General features: G+C 57.9%; 7 protein-coding genes and 1 tRNA gene. 3 read left to right on the top strand and 5 right to left on the bottom strand.

Annotated features, from left to right (window positions below; genetic code table 11):
- Positions 1–616: 616 nt before the first annotated feature.
- On the top strand, positions 617–1,069 hold the full coding sequence (locus tag JKG68_RS30530) for an RNA polymerase subunit sigma-70 (protein ID WP_202066031.1): 453 nt from the start codon (positions 617–619) through the stop codon (positions 1,067–1,069).
- Between the two features lie 27 nt (positions 1,070–1,096).
- On the opposite strand, the gene JKG68_RS30535 is transcribed toward JKG68_RS30530, so the two are convergent.
- The 3 genes from JKG68_RS30535 to JKG68_RS30545 form a co-directional block, all read right to left on the bottom strand.
- Positions 1,097–1,888: a restriction endonuclease gene (locus tag JKG68_RS30535; protein ID WP_202066032.1), complete on the bottom strand. Its 792-nt coding sequence runs from the start codon at positions 1,886–1,888 to the stop codon at positions 1,097–1,099.
- A gap of 605 nt (positions 1,889–2,493) precedes the next feature.
- Positions 2,494–2,631, bottom strand: coding sequence for a hypothetical protein (locus tag JKG68_RS30540; RefSeq protein ID WP_202066034.1), 138 nt, complete (start codon positions 2,629–2,631; stop codon positions 2,494–2,496).
- Between the two features lie 99 nt (positions 2,632–2,730).
- Positions 2,731–2,970: a cold-shock protein gene (locus tag JKG68_RS30545; protein WP_202066038.1), complete on the bottom strand. Its 240-nt coding sequence runs from the start codon at positions 2,968–2,970 to the stop codon at positions 2,731–2,733.
- Positions 2,971–3,197: 227 nt separating this feature from the next.
- Between JKG68_RS30545 and JKG68_RS30550 the strand changes: the two genes are divergently transcribed.
- A complete protein-coding gene (locus JKG68_RS30550; RefSeq protein WP_202066035.1) occupies positions 3,198–3,998 on the top strand; it encodes a phosphatidylinositol-specific phospholipase C/glycerophosphodiester phosphodiesterase family protein in 801 nt (266 codons plus the stop codon).
- A gap of 409 nt (positions 3,999–4,407) precedes the next feature.
- On the opposite strand, the gene JKG68_RS35055 is transcribed toward JKG68_RS30550, so the two are convergent.
- Positions 4,408–4,644 (bottom strand): GcrA family cell cycle regulator, encoded by a 237-nt coding sequence (locus JKG68_RS35055; RefSeq protein ID WP_202066036.1) that lies wholly within the window; start codon positions 4,642–4,644, stop codon positions 4,408–4,410.
- Positions 4,645–4,802: 158 nt separating this feature from the next.
- Here JKG68_RS35055 and JKG68_RS30560 point away from each other — a divergent pair.
- Positions 4,803–4,878: transfer RNA gene (locus tag JKG68_RS30560), tRNA-Ile, on the top strand.
- A 34-nt stretch (positions 4,879–4,912) separates the two neighbouring features.
- On the opposite strand, the gene JKG68_RS30565 is transcribed toward JKG68_RS30560, so the two are convergent.
- Positions 4,913–5,870, bottom strand: a protein-coding gene (locus JKG68_RS30565) for an IS630 family transposase (protein ID WP_202066037.1) whose coding sequence is annotated in 2 segments (ribosomal slippage) — positions 4,913–5,527 and positions 5,529–5,870 — 957 coding nt in all. Because the reading frame shifts where the segments join, the coding sequence is not laid out codon by codon here.
- Positions 5,871–6,060 lie beyond the last annotated feature (190 nt).

Raw genomic sequence — 6,060 nt, forward strand, 5'->3', positions numbered from 1 at the left:
ATCATTTTGATTGAATGAGAGCACTCCTTAAGGGGAGCAGTTAAAGGCGGAAAGTGAAGGCAATTGCAAGAGGTCGCATGACGGGCTTGATCGGCTTGAGCTGAACGTGATGCCCAAGCCCAGTGCTCCGGGGCCAGATCAAATCCGGGTTAGGCCTTACCCTGTCTCAACTCGCACTGACACAGCATTCCGAGGCCGCGGCGCCGACTGGTGTGGCTGTCCCTGATGCACAATGCGAGCGACTGCCTCAGGTGACTCGACCGGTCGGCGTCACCTTATCCCACACAGAAAAAAGGCTGCGGAAGCCAGCGGCTTGAGTTTGAGAGGGATTTGTCCAGAGGACTACCTGGAAGGACGATCTCCCGCATGAAAGGACAGTTCGCCATTATCCTGATGAGCTTGCGGGAAGCTTGCCGGAGAACGAATCAACAACCAAGTTGCACGCCTGGCTTGAAAAGCACGGATCATGGACTCTATTCTGTTCACGGTCGGTGCAATCCGGCTGACCCTGCCGTTAGCCGTGTGGGGTTGGCAGGTTCATCACCGTCTCTTCGTCGTTCAAAAGTAAGTCTGATCCGGTGTGAGTGCATCTGGCAGGAGTTCAGGAGTCTCTCTTTTGGCTACGCTGAAGCAGTTTGAAGAAGCCTTGCGAGTCCAAGGCATGCACATGGCCTTGGCAATCCTCGAGAAGATGCGCAAGGAAGAAAAGGAGACGCGCACGATCGCGCCGGCACGTCGCGTTGCTGGACGTAAAATGACGCCAGAGCTGGCCCGTAAGATCCTCGAGCTTCATAACACCACGGACATGACCCAGCAGGAGAGCGCTTTCCAGCTTGGGATCAATCAGGGTCGCGTGAATGAGGTCGTTAAGCGCGGGAAGTGGCTGACCGAAGATCCACAGTCTGAGGAAGCACAGGCACGTGATAAGGCGAAGTCTCGGATGAAGAGGATGCAATCCGAGAACACACCCATCCTCCGGAAGCAGCCCGTTGTAGCCACAACCGAGCAAGCGCCAAAAAAGCCGAAGCCGCGTAACACGGCACAACTGTCGATCGACGATTTTCTATAGCCCCAGGAGCCTGAATGGAATCGTGTATCAGCGGGAGCCAACCCCGCTGCTTACCATCAAGTCAAGCCTCGACAGGTCGGCGTGGTGCATCAGTAAAACGCCATTCTTATGTGCGAGCTGGTGGGCCGACTTCGTGAAGACTGAGTTCGTGACCACCACAGAATAGTGGGCATCTTGGAAGGCAGCAGCGGCATAAGCTTCCTGAACGGCCTTGTTGCCGACGGTGCCACTGTAAAATTTGCACTGGATGACAACCCGTCTGCCGTCCTTCTCGGCGATGATGTCAGCTCCCTGGTCGCCCGATCCAGGAGTGAGCACAGCGTGCCAGCCAGCCTCCTGCAGGATTTCCCGGCAGTAGAGCTCAAACTCCCTGCCAGTCATAAGGTCATCAAAATCATCTGACGACTCGGCCGGCTGGTACCGGTCAATGACCCGATTGATCCGTCTTCTCAAGCGGTCTAGGTGCCGCTTCGGATCATTGGCTAGAAGATGATCGATCTTCCTGCGCCGGAACTCCGGCAAGAGCGCCTTCTTGAGGAACGAGTTCAGGTGCTTATCCCAAGCCTCCTCGGACACGCTCCCGTATTCATCCGGGGAGAGCATATGGGCGCGCTTTGTGGCCAGGGTCCTCAGATGCTTCAGGGCAGCGCGGTCCGTCAGGTCCAGAATGAGAAGGTAGGAATGAACCTTCGTCAGGCGCAGGAACAGCAGAAGTCCGAGCGCTGACCAAGCGGCAACCGGCTGGAGATACAGTCCGATTCCGAAGGCCGCGATCAGCGCAAGGCCGAATACCTTGTGTCTCCAGAGGTAGCGAAACATGCCTTTTCCGCACCTGAGGTGGGTACCGACGTGAGTGTCAGTCCATTCAATAACCAGGTGCGGTTACCAGCGGCTTCCCACGGATCCAGAGCGCCAGGAACTCACAGGATTATTTCGGATGCTACTGCTTGGTGATCCAGGTCCGGTCGAGGATGTCACCGGCGAACACCCGCAATTCTTCAGCACTGCTGGCCTCATCCCGCTGAATCACGAATAGACCTGTATGGAGCAAGATTATCAACTCTCAAGCTCGCTGTTCCTCACCAGTGGCCGTCGGCATAACCTCGGCCATGTCCAATCTCATGATGGCAGCATCCTAGTCTAGGATGTCCATAAGGCGGCTGGTCACTGCATCTCCTTCCAGTTGGCGGCGGGTGAAAGTGGACTATGATCTTACATAGTTCACTCTGGCCAATTGGCAGTGTGCCAAGGGTACAGACTCAGTCACAGCGGGTCGATGCCGACGTTATTGCAGTGGCCGTAAAAAGCGTGGTTCCCAGCATTGTGGTAGGTCTCAGTGATGGACATCTTCTTGCGCCGGTCCAGAGCGAAGTCGGATCTGCTGCGCTGCATACAGCAGTAGGCAATCGGGCATCCGTTCATTTTCATTGTCTGGCGAAGGCGGAGGCCTCGGTGGCTATCTGCTCCGAGTAGCCGTCTCGGCCCATGAACAGCACAAAGACTGGAAGGCGCTCCTTGATGAAGCGATCATCACTGAGGAAATCAGGGGGCGAAATCTCCATACTGGGAATCTCCACTGGGTGAGGCCCAACAAAAAAGCCGCCCCAAAACTAGAGCGGCTCGTCGCGAGCGCGGAGGAATCCGCAAAGTGGGTGGGGGTTTTAGACCTGTAGATTGGTCGCAGATTCCTTGCCAGTGCGCCGGTCAGCTTCAACTTCGCCTGAGACTTTTTGCCCATCTTTCAGGTTGAGCAGGCCTGCCCGCTCAACCACGCTAATATGCACGAAGACATCCTTGCCGCCATTGTCCGGCTGGATGAATCCATAACCCTTGGTTTCATTAAACCACTTGACCGTTCCAGAAGCCGTACTCGACTTAAGTCCTCTTCCGTCGGCAGGAATGGGCTCAAAGTCCCGTTAGTCTCGGCCGAAACATCCCAGCCGGAGAAGGTTAATCGGCGGCTCCCGGGTTAGCAAGCACCACGGGTAAGGTTGCTTCAATGAAGTCCAGGCCTAATTTCGATCCTTGGGTGTGCGACCTCAAGGTAGGTATGCCGTCATCCGGACGTCACCATGGCTTGGGAGATAGACACGCCCCAAAAACCTGATCTGAACGACATGGAGGAAACATGAAAGCCTTACTACTCGCCGCAGCCCTCGCGCTGACGCCGCTCGCCGCGGTAGGCGCTGATGTGAATCCTCTGCCACAGGCTCATGCCCACAACGACTATGAGCATCCGAGACCCCTTCTCGATGCTCTCGATCACGGCTTTACTGGCGTGGAAGCCGATATCTGGCTCGTTAACGGAAAGCTCTTGGTCGCGCATGAGGAGGCCCACATCAAGCCGGAGCGCACACTGGAGGCGCTTTACCTGGACCCGCTGAAGAAGCGGGTCACGGAGAACGGTGGTCGGGTCTATCCGGGTACCCAAGGTTTCACCTTGCTGATCGACATCAAAACAGAGGGAGAGCCGACTTATAAGGCCCTAGCGGAAGTCCTCTCAAAGTATCCGGATATCCTGACCGTCGTTCGTGACGGCAAGGTACAGCCAGGGGCGGTTACTGCGGTCGTGTCCGGCAACCGTCCCAGGGAATACATGCTAAGCGAGAAAGTCAGGTATGCAGGCTATGACGGCCGCATGCCCGATCTAACGTCCGACACTCCAGCGGCATTCATGCCGCTCCTGAGCGACAACTGGACCAAGGTGTTCACCTGGAAGGGCGACGGCGAGATGCCCGCTGCCGAGAGAGCAAAACTGCAGGATATCGTGAAGACTGCCCATAGTAAGGGCTGGACGATCCGGTTCTGGGCAACACCGGACCAACCAGGGCCTCAGCGGAATGCGATTTGGAAAGAGTTGAAGGCAGCTGGAGTGGACAAGATCAACACCGACGATCTGGCCGGCCTGCAACGATTCTTAAGTGAATAATCCAAGACGGGCATGAGGCGCGCCTACCTCGGGCGCGTCTCACCGGATGCCGCTTTCCTACGGCAGCGCGGGTTGTTAACCGATCCATCTCAGTGAAGGCACGTCTGGCGTCGCCGCCTGCGTGAACCGTGAGTTGCGCGAGAGCGGCTTCCTCGACGTTGACTGTGATCCCCATCGCTTTGAAGTGATCCACAGCGCGAGTCACCACATCCTTCATGTCCTCAACGGTCAGCGGCTCAAACCTGAAGACCGTTCCCTGGTCCTGCCGCAACTCCGTAACATAGTCGGGAAAGCAGCAGGTGCATCGCGCCGACCTTCTGCGGTGAGCACGTGAAACTGACTGGCGAGCGACAACTGCTGACTGCAGGGATATTTCGCCTGCCGTTTACATACCATATGGTTTTTGGCACTAGGCGAGCTTGGGAACGATGAAGCCGCGCCCAGGTTTTGCCCCGCTGGAGGAAGGCTTGGTATAGACCAACTGCCTGTGCCAGGGGCACCAACTTGAGCCTTCCTTGGTCTGACCTCCACAGAAGATGGCCTCTGAGCCACTGTCTGAGGTAACGTAGCGGCATTGCCGCGCCCTGAGCTTCAGAAGCGTCGTTCTGTTGCGAGGGGAGGGCTCAGGAACCTCAGTCTCGAGCATCACTCTCAGGTACTCAGTAGCAATTGACCTGAAGTCTAAAGACTGGGGTCCTTAGGAGTTCCATTGCAATCAAGTAGGGTGACAAGCCATGTCGTCCATGCACTGTGCCCTTCTTGGCACAGCCAAAGCAGTGAAAATCTAGCAGAGTTGGTTTTGATGGGCCTGTAGCTCAATGGTTAGAGCCGGCCGCTCATAACGGTCTGGTTGGGGGTTCAAGTCCCTCCAGGCCCACCAATCTGCTTCGCGCAGCGGCTAGAGCACCGGACGATTACACGGACGCATATCCTGCGGCTTTGAGGAAGTTCCAACACTCCCGTGGCTCAAACAAATCGCAGATGTCACCGAGGGCGCGCCAGAGCGCGTCGAGCGTTCGGGCCTCGGCCTTGCGCAGGTGCGCTTTGATCTTGGCGAAGTCCTGTTCAATGGGATTAAGGTCGGGCGAGTAAGCCGGCAGGAACAGGAACCAAGCCCCTCGTTGCTTCAGGCACTGGGCCGCCTTGTCGCTCTTGTGGACCACGAGGTCGTCGAGGATCACCACGTCGCCTTGGTGCAGGGTTGGCGCGAGCTGTGTCTCAATGTAAGCCTCAAACGCCAACCGGGTGATCGGGCCATCGATGATCCAGGGCGCGCTCAGCTCATGACAGCGCAGACCGGCCAGAAAGGTATGGGTTTTCCAGTGTCCGAAGGGAGCGCTCATGCGCAGCCGCTGGCCTTTGCGCGAGCGCCCGCGCAGGCGGGTCATCTTGGTGTTGACGGAAGTCTCGTCCAAAAACACCAGGCGGTGCGGCTCTTGGCGCATGCGGGCCTGACGCTGTGTCCGCCAGGCCCGGCGCTCATCCCGCACGTCGGCGCGTGCGCATTCCGCCGCCATCAGGGATTTTTTTATATGAGAAGCCGCACCGGCACAGGAAGCGCGAGAGCATCGCTGGAGCCGCGACGATCCCGTGCTCGTCCAGCAGCCTTGCGGCGAGCTCGGGCATGGTGATGGCCGGCTCGGCTTCAACGATCCGGACCAGGAAGGTCTCATAGGGCACCAGCTTGCCGCGTCCCGGCGGGCGCCCTTGCCGGGCCGGCGCGAGGGAGCCGGACTGCCGCTGGCGTTGCATCAGCTTGATGGCGCAGCTGTCGCTGACGCCGAAGTGGCGGGCGGCTGCCCGGCAGGAATGGCCCGCCTCGACAAAGGCCGCAACCCGCACGCGCAGATCCAAGGAGAAGCTCTGGGTCACGATCCACCTCCTGTTCTCACAAGGGAATCACACTTCAGCCCAGACCGAAACCTCTCGAATCTGCCTTTCAGTCCGATGCTCTAGAGTCGAGTGACTGCGATTGTGTATGAGGGTGAGGAAGAAGCAGGGTGAGGCTGGTGTGTCGCGCGGGCGGCAGCGATGATGCGAACCGGCAACAAGGCTGGCGCCA

The organism is Microvirga aerilata, assembly GCF_016743775.1.
Classification (GTDB): Bacteria; Pseudomonadota; Alphaproteobacteria; order Rhizobiales; family Beijerinckiaceae; genus Microvirga; species Microvirga aerilata.